The 18,920-nt window shown below is 40.0% G+C and carries 20 protein-coding genes and 1 riboswitch; of the genes, 6 read left to right on the forward strand and 14 right to left on the reverse strand.

Annotated elements, in window-relative coordinates; genetic code table 11:
- Positions 1-92: 92 nt before the first annotated feature.
- From ACIQZD_RS06600 to ACIQZD_RS06620, 5 genes are all read right to left on the reverse strand, one after another.
- Positions 93-236, reverse strand: a complete 144-nt coding sequence (locus ACIQZD_RS06600) for an anti-repressor SinI family protein (RefSeq protein ID WP_137019873.1) — start codon at positions 234-236, stop codon at positions 93-95.
- A gap of 380 nt (positions 237-616) precedes the next feature.
- Entirely contained in the window at positions 617-1,231 is a 615-nt protein-coding gene (locus tag ACIQZD_RS06605) for a hypothetical protein (protein ID WP_402899729.1), read from the reverse strand.
- 262 nt (positions 1,232-1,493) lie between these two features.
- A complete protein-coding gene (locus ACIQZD_RS06610; protein ID WP_402899732.1) occupies positions 1,494-2,261 on the reverse strand; it encodes an arylamine N-acetyltransferase family protein in 768 nt (255 codons plus the stop codon).
- A gap of 214 nt (positions 2,262-2,475) precedes the next feature.
- Complete coding sequence (locus tag ACIQZD_RS06615) at positions 2,476-3,456, reverse strand: NAD(P)H-quinone oxidoreductase (protein ID WP_402899735.1); 981 nt, start codon at positions 3,454-3,456, stop codon at positions 2,476-2,478.
- A gap of 180 nt (positions 3,457-3,636) precedes the next feature.
- Positions 3,637-4,482, reverse strand: coding sequence for a manganese catalase (locus ACIQZD_RS06620; RefSeq protein ID WP_034305265.1), 846 nt, complete (start codon positions 4,480-4,482; stop codon positions 3,637-3,639).
- Positions 4,483-4,753: 271 nt separating this feature from the next.
- On the opposite strand from ACIQZD_RS06620, the gene ACIQZD_RS06625 reads away from it, so the two are divergent.
- The 3 genes from ACIQZD_RS06625 to ACIQZD_RS06635 all read left to right on the forward strand — a co-directional run bounded on the left by ACIQZD_RS06625 (position 4,754) and on the right by ACIQZD_RS06635 (position 6,525).
- The gene (locus ACIQZD_RS06625) at positions 4,754-5,272 is read left to right on the forward strand and encodes a DUF2243 domain-containing protein (protein ID WP_402899739.1); all 519 of its coding nucleotides are present in this window, start codon (positions 4,754-4,756) and stop codon (positions 5,270-5,272) included.
- Positions 5,262-6,044, forward strand: a complete 783-nt coding sequence (locus ACIQZD_RS06630; protein ID WP_402899742.1) for a cytochrome c oxidase assembly protein — start codon at positions 5,262-5,264, stop codon at positions 6,042-6,044. The genes ACIQZD_RS06625 and ACIQZD_RS06630 overlap by 11 nt, the downstream gene beginning before the upstream one ends.
- 115 nt (positions 6,045-6,159) lie before the next feature.
- Positions 6,160-6,525, forward strand: coding sequence for a carboxymuconolactone decarboxylase family protein (locus ACIQZD_RS06635; RefSeq protein ID WP_101223416.1), 366 nt, complete (start codon positions 6,160-6,162; stop codon positions 6,523-6,525).
- Between the two features lie 57 nt (positions 6,526-6,582).
- On the opposite strand, the gene ACIQZD_RS06640 is transcribed toward ACIQZD_RS06635, so the two are convergent.
- A complete protein-coding gene (locus ACIQZD_RS06640) occupies positions 6,583-7,215 on the reverse strand; it encodes a spore coat protein (RefSeq protein WP_133352230.1) in 633 nt (210 codons plus the stop codon).
- 178 nt (positions 7,216-7,393) lie between these two features.
- Between ACIQZD_RS06640 and ACIQZD_RS06645 the strand changes: the two genes are divergently transcribed.
- Entirely contained in the window at positions 7,394-7,537 is a 144-nt protein-coding gene (locus tag ACIQZD_RS06645) for a hypothetical protein (RefSeq protein WP_241593859.1), read from the forward strand.
- Positions 7,538-7,637: 100 nt separating this feature from the next.
- Positions 7,638-8,147 (forward strand): DUF3231 family protein, encoded by a 510-nt coding sequence (locus ACIQZD_RS06650; RefSeq protein ID WP_402899751.1) that lies wholly within the window; start codon positions 7,638-7,640, stop codon positions 8,145-8,147.
- A gap of 291 nt (positions 8,148-8,438) precedes the next feature.
- Here ACIQZD_RS06650 and thiC read toward each other — a convergent pair whose 3' ends face one another.
- From thiC to ACIQZD_RS06680, 6 genes are all read right to left on the reverse strand, one after another.
- Entirely contained in the window at positions 8,439-10,220 is a 1,782-nt protein-coding gene (gene thiC / locus ACIQZD_RS06655; RefSeq protein WP_402899754.1) for a phosphomethylpyrimidine synthase ThiC, read from the reverse strand.
- 135 nt (positions 10,221-10,355) lie between these two features.
- Positions 10,356-10,470: riboswitch (TPP riboswitch) on the reverse strand.
- Positions 10,471-10,585: 115 nt separating this feature from the next.
- Positions 10,586-11,374 carry an HAD family hydrolase gene (locus ACIQZD_RS06660; protein WP_402899757.1) on the reverse strand — a complete coding sequence of 263 codons (789 nt, stop codon included), beginning with the start codon at positions 11,372-11,374 and terminating at the stop codon, positions 10,586-10,588.
- Positions 11,375-11,509: 135 nt separating this feature from the next.
- The gene (locus ACIQZD_RS06665; protein ID WP_402899760.1) at positions 11,510-12,043 is read right to left on the reverse strand and encodes a histidine phosphatase family protein; all 534 of its coding nucleotides are present in this window, start codon (positions 12,041-12,043) and stop codon (positions 11,510-11,512) included.
- Between the two features lie 225 nt (positions 12,044-12,268).
- Complete coding sequence (locus ACIQZD_RS06670; protein WP_402899762.1) at positions 12,269-12,721, reverse strand: hypothetical protein; 453 nt, start codon at positions 12,719-12,721, stop codon at positions 12,269-12,271.
- A 319-nt stretch (positions 12,722-13,040) separates the two neighbouring features.
- Positions 13,041-14,180, reverse strand: coding sequence for a zinc-dependent alcohol dehydrogenase (locus ACIQZD_RS06675; protein WP_402899764.1), 1,140 nt, complete (start codon positions 14,178-14,180; stop codon positions 13,041-13,043).
- Positions 14,181-14,335: 155 nt separating this feature from the next.
- A complete protein-coding gene (locus ACIQZD_RS06680; RefSeq protein ID WP_402899767.1) occupies positions 14,336-15,256 on the reverse strand; it encodes a glycerophosphodiester phosphodiesterase in 921 nt (306 codons plus the stop codon).
- Between the two features lie 675 nt (positions 15,257-15,931).
- Here ACIQZD_RS06680 and ACIQZD_RS06685 point away from each other — a divergent pair.
- Positions 15,932-17,158, forward strand: a complete 1,227-nt coding sequence (locus tag ACIQZD_RS06685) for an ATP-binding protein (RefSeq protein ID WP_402899770.1) — start codon at positions 15,932-15,934, stop codon at positions 17,156-17,158.
- Between the two features lie 65 nt (positions 17,159-17,223).
- Here the strand turns inward: ACIQZD_RS06685 and ACIQZD_RS06690 are convergent, their stop codons facing one another.
- Together ACIQZD_RS06690 and ACIQZD_RS06695 are read right to left on the reverse strand one after the other, a co-directional pair.
- On the reverse strand, positions 17,224-18,057 hold the full coding sequence (locus ACIQZD_RS06690) for an ABC transporter permease (RefSeq protein ID WP_402899773.1): 834 nt from the start codon (positions 18,055-18,057) through the stop codon (positions 17,224-17,226).
- A gap of 23 nt (positions 18,058-18,080) precedes the next feature.
- Positions 18,081-18,851: an ABC transporter ATP-binding protein gene (locus tag ACIQZD_RS06695; protein WP_137019912.1), complete on the reverse strand. Its 771-nt coding sequence runs from the start codon at positions 18,849-18,851 to the stop codon at positions 18,081-18,083.
- Positions 18,852-18,920: the final 69 nt, after the last annotated feature.

Raw genomic sequence — 18,920 nt, forward strand, 5'->3', positions numbered from 1 at the left:
TAAATATGCAGAAAATATGGAGTACACTCGTGGCAAAAGAAATGAAGCATCATACTTTTTTTGCAATAGTCCTGCCTCAATTCAGGCGTTCATTAGCCACCACAATCGCTACTTTTATTGCTATTCGACTTTTCTTGAAGAAACTTTTTGAATTGCTCTTTTGTAACATCCGATTTCATTGCCAATGTTACTAGTTCCAGCCATTCGTCAGGAAGGTTTTCATCAAAATCCTTCATATCATCATCTCTTTCTATTTATCTTTAGTTGATTTATTTGTATGGGGTACGGTTCAATATTGAGTCTATTTTTCCACGTGAAACTATATTCGGAATATCATTATAAATTATCTCAAGCGTCTATAGCTGGATTTTAGTGTAAATTTAATAAGTCTTTACATTTACATATACGGCCTCAATGTTTGTTTGTTATCTAATCAGGGAATTCCCCATTCTTCTATATACCTTTAATAATAAAAGTGAACAGCATGCTATTGGGAGTGGTTTAACAGAAGTAAAAAGAGATGGTTTATTGATAGAGGTTATTTGAGGTATTCAATCCTAACGGATATTGCTTGGAAACCAAGCAAGAAGGACTTTGCCAAAAGTCCTTCTTATGTTTAGTCTCCCAAAGCTGATTGTTCGATTTTTTGCATGATATGTGAAAGGTTCATGGAGGCATGTTTTTTATAATCCCTGCCTATGGATTTGAATAACCCTTTCGCTATTCCTCTTAACATGATTTTGGTATGACCATCCGAAACAATGGACTTATTAGGGAAACTTGATTCAGCTTGTGCACCGCCAATCTTATTAGCTGTTTCCTTAATAAAATCAATGATTTTAATTTCCTGTATTTTTCCTTCGATATCGGTTTTATAGATAATTTGATTTCTCCAAAGCTTTAGCTCAATCCTCTGTTTAGTATAATCGAAGATGTCTTCCGTAATAACATTGCTCATTTGAATGGAGTCTTTAATAGGATACAATCTTGGGTTAGGATTGATTTTCTTTATTAAGGATTGATCAATCGTGACCTTTTCCCGCTTTATGCGCGTATTTTTCGTTTCACATAAAATCAGCCTTAACTGTCCGGCAATTATATTATTGAACTCTTCTAATCCAAAGAGCTCAACGAGCATTACGCTATATTCCAAAATGGTGATCGCTTCATCGAATTTTCGTTTAGCAGCAGCATTCGATCTAGTAAAAACCAATCGATTCTTCCTCTCCATATCCTTCTCACCCCACTGAATTCAAATCTATTGAATGAATAGTAAAAACAATCCATAATGAATATTTTCAGACTGTAGACAAATTCGAAGAAGCGAGTTTGCCTATAGTTTTCAGAAATCCGCTCCCTTTCCGCCGACTGGCTGCCATGCCTAATCAGAGCAAGCATCTAGCTGGATCTCGACGATCATTGTATTCATAAAAAGACTGTCGAGAATGGACAGTCTTTCGGTATGGACTCCTTTGATATTCAGTCCTTTTCCACTATCTATCGAAGTGCTGTTTCATTAACTCTTTAAATCGTGTTCCATCTATTTCTTCTTTCGTCACTTTCCCATCATCCCACCGTGTAAAGGATGTATCAGTTAAAGTGATGTTCCCGTTGTTTGTCATACGGGTGATTAATGGATGCTTATTGAATGGCGATTGGGGATTTTCCCTGATGATCGTTTGGACCTCATTAAGTTCCGCTACATTTCCTACGGGTTTTGAAGAATCGAATGCATACCCTATTCTCCAATCGCGATCTTTATGTTTCAGTTTTAATTCAAGAATATGATCTCCATGGTCGGTACTTTCTTTTTTTATTCGGAATTCACCATTTTGGGAAATGACCGTTTCTCCGTTCAACGGAACTGGTTTTAAAGGCAGATTCCCGCCAAAACCCGTATCGATCAGATAGGTTTGGCCCTCATGGTTCAATAGAATGGTAACATGGGTCCTTCCTATGGTCATCCACCCCTGATTATAGATGACACCTCGAACCAAGAATACATCAAAGTCATTTTCCTTTAGGAAAAAATAAAGGGCTGCATTCAATTCATAGCATAATCCACCCTCATTCCTCACGAGGACTTTGTTCATGATATTGGCTTTATTGATATCACTTAGATGGGATGCCATGATTGATAAGTTTTCAAACGGAATGGTTTTCGCAGTTTTATCCAGAATTTCATCTAATTTCCCAAATGTCAGTTTCACATCTTCCTGGAGCCCTATTCTTTTCCTGAATAATGCATTGAGTTCATTCATTACGATTCCCCCATTTTAACAGATACCAATGAAGAGCATCTTGACTTTGTATATATTCATTATACTTTGCCCGTATTTCATTCTTCAACGATATGCCATTAACAAAACCCATATTCCACCTTTTCCTTATCAAGCACCATGAAAAGAGGCCGCCCAATAATGTAGCAATTCTGGGTAACTTTCTCCATACATGCTTCGAAGCTGTTTTCTTTAATCATTCATTTACCTGTAAAATGATTTTACCCAAATTCTTATTTGCTTCCATATGTTCATGCGCCCTTTGTACCTCTTCAAAAGGGAAGACATGATCCACGATTGCCTTGATTTCATGTTGGAGGAACAACGGCATGGCCTTTGTAACGAATTCTTCCGTTAGCTCTTTTTTATATTCATCACTCCGAGGCGTTAATAGAGTGCCTTTTAATTGAACTCTTTTTAAGAGAAGTTCCATCAAGTTCACCTTCTCGACTACAGTTCCTCCTAGAATCCCTATCAGTACCCATCGTCCATCAGTTTTTATGCTTTTAAGGTTTTTCTCCCAGTAAGAAGCACCGATGAAATCCAGGATAATATCCACTCCTTGATTATTTGTAGCTTTCATTATTTCCTCATCAAAAGATTGTTCTTTATAATTGATACAGACATCCGCTCCTAATGAGTGGCAGAAATCCAATTTTTCCTTTGAGCCGGCTGTAGTGATGATCTTTGCTTTTGTCAGTTTTTTTGCCAGTTGGATAGCTGCTGTGCCTACACCGCTTCCGCCAGCATGAATCAATACCGTATCTTGATCCGTCAATTCCCCTAACCAAAACAAGGTTTGGTACGCCGTCAAGAATACTTCAGGAATCGCTGCCGCTTCTTCAAATGACAAGTTATCCGGGATCTTCATCGCTCTATCAGCCGGCATCAAGGCATATTGAGCATAACCGCCGCCGTTTACAAGGCCCATCACCCTTGTCCCTAATTGTATATTTGCACCTTCCCCTGTTTCCACCACTTCCCCAGAAACTTCAATCCCCAATATTGGATTGGCCATATAACCGGATTTCCCTTCTCGTGAAACAATATCCGTTCTATTTATAGCAGAGGCTTTCACCTTAATTAATATTTCCCCTTTTCCGGGCATGGGCTTGGAAAAATCTTTTAATAGTAATTGTTCTGCTCCACCCGGTTCTTTAACTACCACTGCTTTCATTTGTCCCACTCCTTACTATTAAATTAGTGACCACGCTTTTAAAATGTTTTGTCTTGAAGATGGAAACTATGCTACTCCAAAAAATATCCACAAGCAAATAATTAGGTTTTGGCAAACATATAGAATAAAAAAAGCCGATGTCCCTTTAGGGGCCATCGAGCTTTTTTTGAAAAGTTTCTATTACCTTTTATTAAGCGATTGACTTCTATCCAGGTCATGATGCAATTGTGCTGCCGGAACCTTAGGGTTAGGGATCTGCCCTTTTGCAACTGGTTCAGCTACATAAACAAAATCTCCTGTACCATCTGGGGCGCTCCCTGTTGCCCACAGTCCGTCTGCTGATTCATTACCTTCTGACAAGTTCCAGAATTCGTACGCTTCCGGTTGAGATTCCATTTCCGCTTCCGGTGGGAATGACGCGGGAACGACAACGCCATTTTTTTCTTCAAGTTCTGCAATGGCCGCCATCCATTGATATTGGTGGTAACGATCACGGGCTAACATTTTACGGAAGGTGGCACGTACCCCCTCATCTTTGGTCATATGATATAAACGGGCCACTTGAAGGCGTCCTTGGCTTTCAGCATGAAGATTCGATCGCATGTCCGCTAATAGATTTCCGCTGGCTACAATATAAGATCCGTTCCAAGGCACCCCATTCGAGTTGGTTGGCAGTCCCCCAAGGCCACTTACGAGCAAATGCTGGGGATTGATTCCACCCATGATGGCTGCTGTAGCAGGATCTTTTGCGGCTTCTGCTTGATCTTCCGGAGAAGCGCCATCAAGCAATTGACTAATGAGCGAACAAAGCATCTCTACATGTCCAATTTCCTCTGTACCAATATCCATCAGCATATCTTTGTATTTTTCTTCTCCACGGCAGTTGAAACCCTGAAAAAGATATTGCATCATGACAGTCATTTCCCCAAACTGTCCACCTAACACTTCCTGAATTTGACGTGCAAGCATCGGATCTGGTCGATCTACCTTAACTTCAAATTGCAATTCTTTTTGATGGCGAAACATATTAACTCCTCCTTTTTTATATGATGTACGGTTTTTTATTACCCGCCTGTCCATGCTTGAAACCTGAATCCAGTTATAATGAACAATAATTAGAAAAAATTTACATACCATTAACAATGATTACTGAACTAAAAAGCCAAGGATTATCTTTGGGCTATGAATCGCTCAATAAATAAGATTTATAAAAGGTCCATTTACCTGTCTATAACTTTACAATACAGGGTAAAGTAGAAATAACCATATATAGGAAGATTAAAAAGGAGGATGGAAAATGGATTTCAAGCCCCGAAATCAAAAAGATCAATCTATTTCACAATTACGTTATACTTATTCCTCTCGTAATCTATGGTCCGGTTGTCTATTCGGGATCGGATTGGTGGCATTCATCGATGAGGCCATCTTTCATCAACTATTGCATTGGCACCATTTCTATGACAAGTCCACATCCAATATTGGGCTGGTCTCGGATGGTTTATTTCATGCCCTAAGCTGGTTCGCAACGGTCGGGTCGTTATTCATGTTCGCTGACCTTCGCCGTCGAAAGGGATTATGGCTGAAAAGGTGGATAGGGGGAGTTTTGCTCGGGGCAGGTTCTTTCCAGTTATATGACGGAATCATCCAGCACAAGCTCATGCGCCTCCATCAAATCCGTTACAATGTCGATATTCTCCCATACGACTTGATTTGGAACATTGCAGCCACAATCATGATACTGATCGGCATTATCCTCGTCATTCAAACAAGGCGCAGCTTACTTAAAATGAAAGAAGATACCAGCAATGCACAGTAATGGTCATATTCATGATAATGGGGCTGGTTTTGAACCGATTTTATTGATTCTTTTGGCGCTTGTGATAGTGATTTATATCGCAGCTGCCGTAATTTCGAACCGCCGCTATAAAAAATGGCCCTTATTCCGTACGCTCTTTTTGATTCTTGGCACCATCTGTGCAGCCTCTGCAATTATAGGTCCCATAGCCAATCGCGCGCATATGGACTTCACGGCGCATATGGTTGGTCATTTACTGCTTGGAATGATTGCACCCATCCTACTAGTGTTTGCTGCACCTATTACTCTTGCACTGCGAACACTTGATGTACAATCAGCAAGACGCCTTTCAAAGGTGTTGAAAAGTTGGCCGCTGCGCATTATAAGCAATCCAATCACTGCCTCTGTGCTTAATATTGGGGGGCTTTGGATACTTTATACGACTGAGTTATATGGGTTGATGCATCATAATGCCCTTCTACATGCATTAGTGCATTTTCACGTGTTCATAGCGGGCTATCTATTCACTGCGTCTATGATTTATATGGACCCGACGCCCCACAGATTCAGCTTCATGTTTCGTGCTGTCGTATTTACAATTTCACTGGCCGGCCATGATATCCTTTCTAAGTATATTTTTGCCCATCCTCCAAGCGGAGTCACAAAGGAACAAGCGGAAAATGGAGGAATGTTAATGTACTATGCCGGTGATGCCATTGACGTTGCACTTATTTGCATCCTTTGCTATCAATGGTTCAAAGCCACCCGGCCCAAGGAATCACTTGCCTTGTAGGAAGGACGGTTACATATTACTTAGTTAAACTCCTATGTTTCTGTTTAATCGTCCAACATTTAGCTCATACTAATTTTTGATGAAAAAAAAAATTTAGGATGGAGCTGAATGGAAAATGGAATTTGAAGCTAACAATTCTACTGAAAATGCTCTTCGTGATTATAAAGCTGGAATCGGTGCCTTTACGCATAAAATGCCTGTTCTCGCAGAGAAATTCAATTCGTTTACGGAAGAGTGCTTTAAAGAAGGTCAATTATCCCAGAAAGAAAAACAGCTTATTGCATTAGGAATAAGCTTATATTCACAAGATGAATACTGTATTATCTACCATACAAAAGGATGTCTTGATCAAGGCTGTTCCGAACAGGAAATTCTTGAAGCAATTGGTGTGACCGCAGCATTCGGCGGAGGAGCCGCCATGAGTCAGGCTGTAACCCTCGTCCAGGAATGCATCCAAGATATAAATCAGATGAAACAGTAAGAAAGAAGGGATAGGACAAATAGTCCTATCCCTTCTTTCTGTACTTGACAAATGCTTTTAATGACTCATGTTGTTGTTATTTCCTTGTGCGGGAGCATATGAATTCAACATTTGCTGCATATCCTGCTGTGCAAGCTGCGGAACTTGATAGTAATGATGTTTGTTTTGATATATCGAAATCTCATATGCCATTTCAATGCAGTTCGGAACGGAATCTGCAAATACGCGGCGAACCACCGGATTCGTTATTTCAAGCGCTGCCATCGCTTTCATGGATGCTGCAGACTTAACAGCTCCAAGCATCAAACCTGAAATGCATTCATCCGTAATTTCCGATACGGATTGCAAAGGTTTCTTTGGCTGAGTTGGTGTCAATCCATATATAAAATCGTTACCTTGATTCATTTTGTAGCTCTGAGTCCGTTTAGAAGGATCCTGGCCCGATTGGAAGCACTCCAGTGAAATATTATATTCATCTTGGATGAACTGATATTGACGATCCAGAATATCAAGTAATTCCTGATCCTGGATATGCTGACGCAAAAGAGTATACGTGTTTAAAGTACCAATCGTTCCCGACAACACTTCATGTACATCGAATACTTCGTGACCACCGTGATTCATTTGTGGGGGAATGGCACCCGTCTGCATGTTCTGGTGTACTTGACCTTGTTGATATTGGTTTTGCATTGTATTTCCCTCCTCGTTTTATCAATGATGCGAACAAGTTTAGTATGTTAAACCCCAACTGGATTATTCAATCTAAACTCTTCCAAGAAGACCAATAAGCTGCTACATCATGTTTTCTGTATAAAAAAAACGTGGCGTTTTAAACTATAAACACTTTATATGTTTGGGAGGATTTCCAATGACACATCAATGCTTCTATTGTAGTGATGACACGGAAGAAAAAAAAATCCATGTCGTAACGTTTCAAGTTACTGACACGGATAGAAATGAAATGCTCTGTGATGAATGTTATCAAGAATGGCTACAAGGAATAAAAGGTTAAGCATTAAAAGCCCTCTAACATTCAAACATCTTTGATGCATACTTGGATGAATTCAGGGTAACTTAAATGCGTTAAATAGTGAATTTCAAGGAGGATGGTTATGGGAATTTTAAGCGGAAATCCGAAAGAAGAGCCTATGCATTACGGAGAGGTGTTTGGAACATGGGCATTTCTAACAACTACAAAAGGGCTGATTGCCAGTCATCAAACTATGCTTAATCATACTGGCGACAAGGACCTGCATAAATTACTTGTTGAAGTGATCAATCAAGGGAAACAGGAACATGACCAACTTGAATCATTATTAAAAGAAAATAACGTAGGACTGCCTCCATCACCACCTGAAAGGCCTAAAGCTAATTTGGAGGATATTCCAGTCGGGGCACGTCTTCAAGATCCTGAAATCTCTGCTTCAGTATCAATCGATATTAATGCAGGATTAGTTGCTTGCAGCCAAATCATGGGTCAATGCATCCGAGAAGATATTGCACAGATGTTCGCACAATTCCATACGAATAAAGCTGCATTGGGTGCTGACTTCCTAAGATTGAATAAGGAAAAAGGCTGGCTTGTCCCTCCTCCTCTTCATATTAATAAAACAAGTATGTAAATATAATGAAATATCCCCTAATCATGTTGACATCGTGATTGGATGCCCAACATGATTAAGGGATTAATTCCGATAATGAAAGGACGATTAAGGAATCATTACCATTGCAGACTTTCGATTAAGTGGCACTTTGTGCATTGTTGACTATAATCAGTTTTTACAAATTCATGATTACAATTCTCTCGAAAAATGTTCAGTTCCCTTTTCAGCTGTTCCAATTGAGTTTCCAACTGTTTCATTTCAACTTTTATTTGGATTACCCGATTCATCGAATTCTCCCTCTCGTCGGAATCATAGATAGATTTCGCCGTCCGTTTTCCTAAATTCATTCGCTTTTTCTTTAAGACCTTCATCGATTACCGACTCAAAACCCAGACCCTTTTCCTTCGCCAAATCACGGATGTCTTGAGAAATCCTCATACTACAGAATTTTGGTCCGCACATTGAACAGAAATGGGCTGTTTTGGCACCCTCTGCCGGAAGTGTTTCATCGTGATATTCAACTGCCCTTTCAGGATCGAGGGAAAGATTGAATTGATCTCTCCAACGAAATTCGAATCTAGCCTTCGAAAGGGCATCATCCCGTTTTCGTGCCTGGGGATGGCCTTTAGCAAGATCAGCTGCGTGGGCTGCAATTTTATAAGTAATGACCCCTACACGAACATCCTCTTTATTCGGAAGTCCCAGATGCTCTTTCGGTGTCACATAACAAAGCATGGCCGTTCCAAACCATCCAATCATGGCAGCACCAATCGCAGAAGTGATATGATCGTATCCAGGAGCTATATCCGTTGTCAATGGTCCCAGGGTATAGAATGGTGCTTCTTGACAGACCTCCAGCTGCTTATCCATATTTTCTTTAATCAAATGCATCGGTACGTGACCGGGTCCCTCCACCATGACTTGAACATCGTGCTTCCAAGCAATCTTCGTCAGTTCCCCAAGTGTTTCCAATTCAGCAAATTGAGCCTCATCGTTTGCATCTGCAATGGAGCCCGGACGGAGGCCGTCACCTAAAGAGAAAGAGACATCATACGCCTTCATTATTTCACAAATCTCTTCAAAGTGAGTATAGAGAAAACTTTCTTGGTGGTGCGCCAAGCACCATTGTGCCATGATGGAGCCCCCTCGGGAAACGATTCCCGTAACTCGCTTTGCTGTCATGGGAATGTATCGCAAAAGCACACCGGCGTGTATGGTGAAGTAATCGACACCTTGCTCAGCCTGCTCGATTAATGTATCCCGGAAAACTTCCCAATTTAAATCTTCCGCGACTCCATTCACTTTTTCCAATGCTTGATATATCGGAACCGTCCCAACTGGCACAGGTGAATTCCTGATAATCCATTCCCTGGTCGTGTGAATATTCTTTCCTGTGGAAAGATCCATTATGTTGTCTGCACCCCAACGTGTAGCCCAAGTCATTTTCTCCACTTCAGCTTCAATCGATGAACTAACAGCGGAATTCCCAATATTTGCATTTATTTTCACATGAAAATTACGTCCGATGATCATTGGCTCACTTTCAGGATGGTTAATATTTGCCGGAATGATAGCCCGCCCGCTAGCTACCTCTTCTCTTACAAACTCAGGGGCTACATTTTCCCTGATCGAAATGAACTCCATTTCTGGAGTAATGATACCTTTACGGGCATAATGGAGCTGGGTTACGTTTTGCCCTTTCACTGCACGTAATGGTTTTCTTTTCAATCCCGGAAAAATTTCGGCGTTGGATTGTGACTCAACTTTTTTATACCCGTTATCTTCAGGCTTTATTTCACGGCCATCATACTCTTCAACATCCTCCCGTTCCAGAACCCAGTTTCGTCTAATCGGGGCAAGACCTTTACGAATATCAATGGGATAATCTGAATCCGTATAAAAACCGCTTGTGTCATAAACTCGCAAAGGCGGATTTTCCTCTTCGCCGAATGACCCTGTAGTCGGACTTAGCTTAATTTCACGCATAGGTACTTTAATATCGGGTCTAGATCCCTCAACATACACTTTTTTACTCCCGGCAAAACTGGACATAATTGAAACGTTCATGTCATTTACAGAATTACTCATCATGATTTCATTTCTCCTTTTTAAGTTCATTTAAAAAGGACAAAATCCAATCCATTTCGCACGAAAAAGCCAGATCTCATATTTAAGACCTGGCTAACGTTAGTATGACTACAGAAATGACCAATTGAAAAGTCATTGTTTAGTAGATTCTAACTTCCCCACGCTGGTATGAACCAGATCAGGTCCTGAGGGTTAAGAAGATTAAGCGCTTCTCTCTCAGCCCAACTTTTATTGGACACCCCTAGTCTGAATAATTTAATTGATTACAGGGTAACTATATATCACCCTTTTCATTCTGTAAATAATTTGAAAGACCTAATATTTTCATTACAACTCTCCAAAATTTGTTGTTTGGAGAGGATTGTTAATTAATTCCCCAGGCTCTCAAGGATTGGGTAAAGCTCCTCTAAATGCTTGATTTCATAGGTTGGAATCACTTCATTCCGTTCCTTATCATGGCGATTTATCCAAACCGACTTTATACCTACTCGTGATGCTCCAAGGATATCGGTCATTAAATTATCGCCGACCATCAATACTTCATCCTTATCAAGCTCCATGATTTCCAAAGCATGCTCAAAAATGGAGGCATCCGGTTTACCTCTTCCAAATGCACCTGATATCACGATTTGGTCGAAATAAGGAACCAGTTCAGGAGTAATTTCAAGTTTGGTATTTTGCAGCTCAGGAGATCCGTTCGTAAGCAATAGCAATTTATACATCCCTTTTAATTCATCCAGAACACGGAATGTTTCTTCATAGATAAATGGCTTTTTGCGTCTCTCCGCAGGGAAACGTTCTGCCAGTTCAATCCCAAATTCCGGGTCATCGATCCCTAATGCCAATAACCCTCTCGTCCACGCTTCTTTCCGATAAGCCGGTGCAATCCCGGCCATCTTCCGGAATTCATCATGATCATCCTGAAAATTTCCCCATAGCCCCTCAAATGGGTTGATTCCGATCATTTGTGTGAATGCATATGTATCGTAAGAAGAATAAAGCTCACGCGCTTCCTTTCGCACAGCTTCTTCAAACTCGTCGACATTCAGATCATATTTCTCCTTGGCCACTTCACATGTGGCCACAAAAGCCTCTTTTACACTTTTCTGATCCCATAGTAATGTATCATCTAAATCAAAAAAAACTGCCTTCAGCAAAATGTCCACCCCTCTTTCCCTATTATTGAATTCGTAAAAATTACACTATTACAATAATAAACCACAACCGATAAAAAAAGAATAACTATTCGGAAAATGACTTACCTTTTCTATTGGGAAACCCTAATCCACTTATCATCTTTCAAATACATACAGCTTTCCATTACTGGCAATCTTGAATTTTGGACCGGTGAACCCCCGTCGGATCAGCTCTTTCCTTATATATACCATGAGGGCGGCATGACTCACGATCAGAACATCCCTTTCCCCCTTTGCAAAGACTTCATCCAATACTTTATTGATCCTACGCTCTGCGATCTTAATTTCCGCCCTTGTTTGCTTGTTGAACACCGAGCAGCAGCGAATCCAGATGGCCCAAAGGATGAATGGCAGCTTTACCCTTCCTTTAAGAGGCGGGGAAGGTATTTCCCGCAGCTCCTCCATCCGATGAACCGTACCTGGATAAATATGTTCCGCTGTCTTGACAGCTCTCGACATATCACTGCAATAACATTCCTGCCATTCCTCCACGCCAAATAAAGTCGTTCCATAAATAATATCGGCTGCATCATAGTCCTCAAACCATTGCTTCATATCATCCGCCGTCACATATCTCCCAGTAGGAAATTCATGTGCCACCTTAAAATGCCGTACCAAACCAATTTTCATATCTTCTCCTTTTTATCTTTTAAAATATACGTTTCTTTTTCTTGTAAAAAGCCCTTATCAATATATTACCCTATGTAAAACTATCAAAAAAAGTATGTTGAAACCATTAAACCCTTACTGAACTCTCCTTGACATTGTGTATATGTTTAAAAATTCTTAAAGATCCAGCGTTAATTCTGATAGCTTCGAAAAAAGAGAACGCATTTCGCATTCTCCATTTATCGTTTAATCTATGAATTGTAGTTCTGTTATCGTACATCTTTTCCTGAATTTATATTTTCCGCTCAAATCACTGAATTGATAATCATTGAGAGATTTCCCCAGTTGTTCCCTCAGCTTATCCGCAGTGATGGATTCCTTAACTGTCTCTTTCCAATTTTCATTTCCGATCAACTCATCGAACGGAATGGTAGTCAGGACTTCATCATATATCTGGATGCTTTGATCGATGCCGAAGCTGCCATAGATACTGCCATTTTCATCAGCAAAGATATGATCCGATTCCAATTCTTCAACCAATACTTCCAGATATTCCTTTGACTTAACAGGCTTGATGGCAATCTCTGCTTCCGCCTTTACAGGTCCCAATCTCTTATCGACGATCTCTATCGTCAATTTAACGTGAACGGGCGGATACCCAAACCCTTCACAAAGTTCTGTTGCCGAATTATATACCATCTGTACGTCCTCCTTTTGACAGTATCATTATATAATATAAATAGTACTTTTCATTACCAAAAACCCTTATTCAAGTTCACTTGCATCTTATTTTTATAGCAACTCTTTTTTCAATTCATACGCTACTTCAACACTGAAGGGTCAATCGTCATATTTCGGGATTCGTTGATACGAAAGCCACGAATCCTGATAATTATCATTCATATTTCATACCTCATTTATACGTTTATCGATAATACACCATTAACTTTAATCTATTTATGAATTCAACTAAAAAATCCAATGCAGCTCAAGGCATTGGACTTTTATAAGCTTCACATTATGGCTTTAGCACCACTTTAATACATTCATCTTCGTGATCGTTAAAGATTTGATAAGCCTCACTCGCTTTTTCTAGAGGGACTTTATGGGATATGATTTCCGTGGGGTCGAACTCTCCAGCCGTGATCTTATCAAAAAGCTTGGGCATGTAGTGAATGACCGGTGCTTGTCCCATTTTCAGATTAATATTCCGCTCAAATAAATTGCCTAATGGGAACATATTATATTTGGATCCGTATACACCAGTGAGTTGAATCGTGCCGAATTTACGTACGGCGTTAAGTGCAATCTCGATCGCACTTAACGTTCCACCCTGAAGTTTCAGCTTTTGCTCAATCGCCTCTATCGTTGATTTCTTGCCATCCATTCCCACACAATCTATGACCACATCTGCCCCGCCTGAAGTGATTTCCTTAATGTAGCTGCCCATATCGTTATATTCATCGAAGTTATACGCCTCAACCTTATTCATCTGTTTAGCCTTATTGAGTCTATAAGGAAGATTGTCAATGGCAATGACCCTTTTTGCTCCTTTCATCCAAGCGAACTTCTGAGCCATCAAGCCAATCGGCCCACAGCCCAATACCGCTACCGTATCATCTTTCTTGACGCCAGCGTTCTCTACACTCCAATATGCGGTTGGCAGCACATCGGACATGAACAAAAGCGCTTCATCTTCAAGTTCACATGACTCCGGGATGACAAACGGCATGAAGTTTCCATATGGTACCCTTAAATATTCTGCCTGCCCGCCTGGATAGTTCCCATATCGTTCTGTAAAACCAAAGTACCCGCCTGTATCCACCGCTTCATTGGGGTTGGAATTATCACATTGACTCTCCATATCATGTTCACAATAATAACAGTGCCCACAAGAAATGTTGAAAGGCAGGACAACCCTGTCCCCTTTTTTCACCTTTGTTACTTCCGGACCCACTTCTTCGACGATGCCCATCGGTTCATGGCCAATGACATAATCTTTATGCGTCGGCAAAGCACCCTGATATATATGAAGGTCGGACCCGCAAATAGCCGTTGAAGTCACTCGGACGATGATATCATCCTTTTGCTGAAATTTCGGATCTTCAACTTGTTTTACCTGTATATCTTTTGCTCCTTGAAAAGTTACAGCCTTCATATTCAACCTCCTAAAATATTCTTAATACATTTGATATACCCGTCAAAAAAGACTACTAAGCCTATGAACATCTAATTCCCCAAGAATCTCTTCATCATGCCGCACCTGGATGACAAAAAAAGCCCCGGAAAACCGGGACTCACCTATGAAACCATTTATTTAGGAACTTTATTATTGTGCTTATACTCACTTAGTACCTCGTTGAATACATCGGGATAATTCGTAAACAGCCCCGTTGCACCCCATTCAAGAGCCTTTTTCATATCCGCTCTTTCATTTACTGTATATGGATGGAATTGGAGGTCATGGTCGCGAACCATCTTCACATATTGTCCGTCTACCTTATTGAAGTTCGGGCCAACGCCAATTGCATATTCCTTAATGGACTCCAGTTCTTCATCGGAAATGGTTGCTGGGTTCTTATAAGAAAAAAGTTGCACAAGCGGTAACTTTGGATTCATGTCATGAACCTTCATAAGGCTTTCTTTACTGAACGATTGAATTAATACATTCTTGGTACGGCCTTTTGAATCTACCATTTTATATTCTTCCAGAACCTGCAGAAGTTCCTCTTCCATTCCAGGATATACTTCAGGGGACTTTGTTTCGATATAGTAATTGGCCTGCTTTCCGAACTTCTTAAAGACTTCTTCAAGAGTGGGAACCGTTAACCCTTCATATACCTCTTTTGCCAATTGCGGATATTTTTCATTGAACCATGTACCGGCATCCAGTTTCTTGATTTCTGCCAGCGTTAAATCCTTCACAAGCCCAGTACCATTCGTTGTACGATCCACCTTTTCATCATGCATTGCTATCAATCTTCCATCCTTGGTCATTTGAAGATCGATTTCTATGTAGTCGCCTTTCATTTGTTCTCCCAATTGATAAGCGGGAATGGTATGTTCAGGTGCATAACCAGAAGCTCCCCTATGTGCGATATTCACGATTTTCTTCTCATAAATAGATGAATTGGAATGATTTCCATTTGCAGCTAGGGCCCCGATGGAAGTAGCCTGCAATATAAAAGCCGCACTCATCATACAAAAACCGAATTTCTTTATATTCGTTTTCATTTTCCCTCTCTCCCTCCTACTATTACCATCATTTTAGAAGGGGAATGTGAACTTACAGCAAATATAATGTAAAGAAATAATATATTAGTTAAAATGGTTAAAATAACCTATCAAACACAGGGCATTCATGTAGTTTGTTGTACCTAATTCAAAATTCGGATGACAGCTTAAATGATTAAAAACCCGTTAAAATCCTCTTTTTTTTAAAATCATAAATGAAAAATGTGCTAAACATGGATACTGGTAATCCAATAAGAAAATATAAAAAGTTTTTTGGGATGTACATATTGAAATAGTAGAAAAGAACAGTCGCCCAAATGAACATAACTAAATATTTCTAAACCTTTCTCATTACACAACTCCTTACTACTCCGTTATTTAACCGTTTCATTGACACTTTAAGCCTTCCATATCCATATTAAACCAAACTTAGAGACGATAAATTCCAGATATTAGATGAGATGTACCAATGTTGACATACCAAGAGGGCCTGGAGGGACTGTTTACCTCAACTCCCTGACCTCCCCTTCCCGCTACTAAACTCCACCCGAACCATGCCCTTTCTAAAGTATAGGCAGAGTGACTATTTAGTGACAAAATCTATCTTTTCTGATTTACAAAAAACTAGTATCATATTACTATTAAACAAACAGAATATTAATCCTAAGGGGAATTATGTTAAAAAATTATCAATATTATCAAAACAAACACCGATTTATACTGAAGGCATTCATGGCAATGATATCCTTTTTACTATTAGTTGGGATTTCTGTATCACCTATAAGTTGGAAAGATAATCCCTACGAGATGACATTACAGGTCATTTTAATATCGGGGATGATAATTTCTCTGTTATTTTTCTTAAAAACAGAAGTCAATTTTTATAAGACCCTATTCATTTTCTTAATTACTGTTTATTCATATAGCAAATTCTGGATATTCCCAGATACTGCAATCATGCTGGCTTTATTTGCTATAGCACCCTTGTTTCCCATTTTTCTCTTTGATAAAATCGGGTTTTATGTTGTCGCTGCTTTAAATATCATATTAGGTCCCGCTTCCATCTTGATCATTTCAAAAACGGATCTTCAATACACTTATGAATATGTCGCTTTGGATAGTTTCGGCAACACGCTTAATTTCATCGCCATACAAATCATATTGGTATTCGTATTCATAGGAACCAATAATAGGATGGAATCCACTAATGCATTTCATAAGGAAATACAGCAGGCTAAGCAATTGAACTCAGTCGGACAGCTAGCTGCCACCATTGCACATGAGATACGTAATCCGATTACAGTCGTGAAAGGGTTTGCCCAGTTATTAGATCAAGAGAAGGAACTGAATGAAACGGAAAAATTTTATGTACAGACCATGCTTACAGAACTTGAATATACACAAGTGATAATCAATGACTATTTGTCTTTGGCAAAACCGCAAACGGATAATGTACAGGTCATTCCTTTAAATTATGAAATCCAAAAGATTTCCGAACTCTTAACCAGTTTCGCCAATAATCGCAACATAGGCTTTCTCCTGGATTTCCGTGACGACCTGCACATTAACATGAATCCTATCGAGCTTAAACAGATACTGGTCAATATCATGAAAAATGGAATTGAGTCAATGAACAAACCCGGATTCATTAAGGTGGAAACAGAGCAGGAACGCACTATGGCAAAAGTACGAATAACGGATACAGGAATTGGCCTCTCAAAAGAACAGCTTGGAATACTAGGTACCCCATTTTATTCACTAAAAGATAGGGGAACCGGTATCGGCCTGACCGTTTGTTATTCCATCGTTCAAAAATACAAAGGGAAAATCGTGGTACAGAGCGAAGTGAACAAAGGAACATCGTTCACCATTTATTTGCCCTTATATAAAGAAATAGATTAAACATATATCCATAACATAATAAGAAAAAGATGACCACCCATCACCGGGCGGTCATCCTTTTTCAATTAGGCTTTAAAACTATCTTGCCATTTCAGCAAATGATTCTCTAAAAAGCGGACAAACGAGTCGGAGATTTTACCAGCGAGGGCAAAAATGATGATGCCTACGAATACGACGTCCGTTTGCATGAATGAACGGGCATCCTGGATCATGAAGCCCACCCCTCTATCCGCACCCAGCAATTCAGCGACGACCAGGCACATCCAAGCCGCACTTAAGGCTAAACGGATACCAAGTAATATGTTTGGTAAAGCTGCCGGAATCATGAGCTTCGTTATTTGTTCCCGACGGCTAAACTCCAAGATTAGGGCAACATCGTACAGTTTTTTATCCACATTCCGAAGGCCCAAAAAAGTTTGTAAATATAAAGGAAAAAAAGCACCTAAAGCAATAAGCAGCACTTTAGACAGTTCACCAAATCCGAACCACATAATGAATAAAGGGGTAATCGCAAGTAAAGGGACTGTTCGTAACATTTGAATGCTTGGGTTTAAAAATTCCTCGGATTTTTTTTGCATGCCAACGATGACTCCAAACAATAATCCTAAAAAACCACCTAATGCAAAGCCTAGAAGAGCCCGCGTTAAACTGATTTGTAAATGGATGCCCATTTCCCCCGACTGAACGAGATCAATGAAAGTCCTGACGATCAATAAAGGTGATGAGAATAATTGGGCAGGCAGGATGCCAACCGATCCTAATGTTTGCCATGCAATCAACACGACAAAGGGAAGGACCGAACCCCGCAATGCCGATTTGGCGAGTTTGGATTGCTTTGTCGTTTCCCTTATGACAAGCGGCTTGTTTTGAGCAACGGTCTGTGTAGACATAATTTTCATCCTTCCTTTTTTCAAAATTTTATTTAAATGCTCCAATCTTCCACTTCTACTGAATGATGATCAAGTTGGGTTAATATGACGGACCTGAATTCCTGAAACGCTTTGCTTGTTCGAGTTCTTGGATATGGCAAATCAATTGGAACGATAGCTTTAATCCGTCCAGGCTTTGCATCCATGACGACCACTTTCCTCGATAAAAAGATGGATTCATCTATATCATGGGTGACAAGCACCATCGTTGTCTTATTCCTCTCCCATATTTCTAGTAAAGCCTCTTGAAGATGCGTTCGCGTGAATGCATCCAATGCACCGAATGGCTCATCCAGCAATAATACTTCCGGATTACGTAATAAAGCCCTGGCAATGGCAACACGCTGCGACATTCCACCGGATAATTGGCGTGGATACGCCTTTTCAAATCCTTTTAGTTTAACAAGTGAAATCAAATCATCCACCCTTTTTCGAATGTCCGGTTTCTTTAATGGAAGGTTACCTGCAATATTCTTCTCCACGTTTAGCCAAGGAAATAAGCGATGCTCCTGAAAAATGAAACCACGGTCTTTAGAAGGGCCGCTAACCGGATGATCCCCTGCCATGATCGCGCCGTCAAAGTCTGAATCAAGTCCTGCGATCAACTTTAATAATGTGCTTTTCCCGCAGCCGCTCGGACCAATGATGGTGACGAATTCACCATTGTTGACGGTCAAATTTAAATTATCCAAAACATGGACACTTTCATTCTCATTCTTAAATGTTTTGCTTACTTGATTAATTTCTAATGTCGCAACCAATATCCTCACCCTTTCTCAAATAAAAAAATAGAGATCCAGCAATAAGGCACAAATTGTCCCTTTGCTGAATCT

The organism is Peribacillus sp. NPDC096447, assembly GCF_044762725.1.
GTDB lineage: Bacteria > Bacillota > Bacilli > Bacillales > DSM-1321 > Peribacillus.